This is a genomic window from Daejeonella sp., assembly GCF_049655485.1.
Lineage (GTDB): Bacteria > Bacteroidota > Bacteroidia > Sphingobacteriales > Sphingobacteriaceae > Daejeonella.
Genome location: NZ_JBASJU010000031.1, coordinates 1 through 2,070, shown reverse-complemented (window position 1 = coordinate 2,070; position 2,070 = coordinate 1). Strand labels below are relative to the sequence as shown.

The window sequence follows — 2,070 nt, the reverse complement described above, 5'->3', positions numbered from 1 at the left end:
CAGCGAGGGACCTCAAAAAACAAACCCGCTCGTCATCCCGAAGCGCAGCGAGGGACCTCCAGCGCAGCGAGGGACCATTTACAGTTTCGCCTCAACCCAAAAATTATTAAACCCCAAGCCCGTCTGTATCGTTATCAAATCCTGCTGCAGCATCTCCAGTAAAGCCAAAAAATTATAAACAAATTGCACCTTGTTTTCCGAACTGGAGAGTATGTCTTTAAAATCAATCCTTTTGTTTATTTCAAGAAGCCGGGCAATGACAGTCTTTTGATTTTCAATACTATATGGATACTGCTCAACGATATGCTCTTCTTTATTATCGCGGAATTGGCTCCGGCTAATAACCTTATTAAAGGTCATCATCAATTTATAAAGATCAAATGATTCCAGCTCTTCCCCAGGGTCGGAAGTCAAAGCCACCTGCTGCAAATCGAACAAAATATTTCCCCGTTTTTCTAATTGGAAACGTTCATGTTCGAGCAGCCTGAACTCCTCCGTCACCAATTTTATTTTTTTGTATTCGATTAGTTTCTGAATAAGGTCGCGTTTCAAATCGATCTCATTCCCCTCCTCATCCAGATCCGGACGCGGCAGCAGCATCTTTGCTTTGATCCGCATCAATGTGGCCGCAACGAAGATAAATTCACTTGCGATCTCGATGTTGAGGGAATTCATATGATGCAGATAATCCAAAAAATCGTCCGTGATCTTTGCGATAGGAACGTCCTGAATATCCAACTCATCCCGCTCAATGAAGAACAAGAGCAAGTCGAAAGGCCCTTCGAATTGGGGTAGGTGGATTTGGAAGTTGTCGGTTGAAACCATAGGGCAGGTTAAAAGTACGGAAAAAGTGGATTGCTTGTCCTTGCGACGACGCACGACGAAGCAATCTCTAGCGGGATGTCCTTGCGAGGAGCTACCCCGTTGTCTTTGCGAGGAGCACCCCCGTTGTCTTTGCGAGGAGGCACGACGAAGCAATCTCTAATAATAGTCCTCAGAGATTGCTTCGTTTCACTCGCAAAGACAACCTGGCCAGTTGTCCTTGCGAGGAGGCAACCCCGTTGTCCTTGCGAGGAGGCACGACGAAGCAATCTATTGTAATAGTCTTCAGAGATTGCTTCGTTTCACTCGCAATGACAACCTGCACAGATTGCTTCGTTTCACTCGCAATGACAACCTGCCAGAGATTGCTTCGTTTCACTCGCAAAGACAGCCAATTATTTAATACTTCACCCAAATGTTTCACAAATAAGTTATTTTTGTAAATTCAATTTTACAATAACCTACATGGAAGTTAAGGCAGGCGAATTTCTGGAGCAGATAAACTATCCTTCTGACCTGAAAAAATTTAAGGATACTGATCTGGTCAGGATTTGTAATGAGCTCAGGCAATTTATTGTCGATACCGTTTCCGTCAATGGCGGGCACTTTGGGTCGAGCCTGGGTGTAGTTGAATTAACTGTTGCCCTTCATTATGTTTTAAATACACCCTACGATCAATTGGTTTGGGATGTAGGCCACCAGGCTTACGGACATAAAATCCTTACGGGACGAAGACATAGCTTTCATACCAACCGGATATATAAAGGAGTCAGTGGTTTCCCGAAAAGATCAGAAAGCGAATACGACACCTTTGGTGTAGGACATTCATCTACTTCAATATCAGCAGCTTTAGGTATGGCTGTTGCTTCCAATTATAAAGGTGAAAAAGACAGGCAGCATGTCGCTGTTATAGGTGATGGTGCGATGACCGGCGGAATGGCATTTGAGGCTTTTAACCATGCAGGCATAGAAAATTCAAATCTTTTAGTTATCCTGAACGATAACTGTATGTCGATCGACCCGAATGTCGGCGCACTGAAAGAATATCTAACAGATATCACCACTTCTAACTCATATAACCGCTTTCGCGATGATATCTCTTATGTACTGACCAAGATTTCGGATCTCGGGCCTAACGCCCACGAAATTGTTAAGAAAGTAGAAAAGACCATCAAAGGGGGATTATTACAAAAAAGTAATTTCTTCGAAGCGCTGAAGTTCCGTTATTTCGGACCTATTGATGGGCAC

General features: G+C 43.7%; 2 protein-coding genes. One reads left to right on the top strand and one right to left on the bottom strand.

Annotation, left to right across the window (positions count from 1 at the left end; genetic code table 11):
- Positions 1–78 precede the first annotated feature (78 nt).
- Complete coding sequence (locus WBJ10_RS01510; RefSeq protein WP_424287794.1) at positions 79–825, bottom strand: segregation and condensation protein A; 747 nt, start codon at positions 823–825, stop codon at positions 79–81.
- 462 nt (positions 826–1,287) lie between these two features.
- Here WBJ10_RS01510 and WBJ10_RS01505 point away from each other — a divergent pair.
- Positions 1,288–2,070: 1-deoxy-D-xylulose-5-phosphate synthase N-terminal domain-containing protein (locus WBJ10_RS01505; protein ID WP_424287793.1), on the top strand; the 783-nt coding region annotated here is incomplete at its 3' end.

Bases quoted from the DNA above. Each gene is read 5' to 3' on its own strand.
- WBJ10_RS01510 (WP_424287794.1), bottom strand. From the start codon at position 825: ATGGTTTCAACCGACAACTTCCAAATCCACCTACCCCAATTCGAAGGG.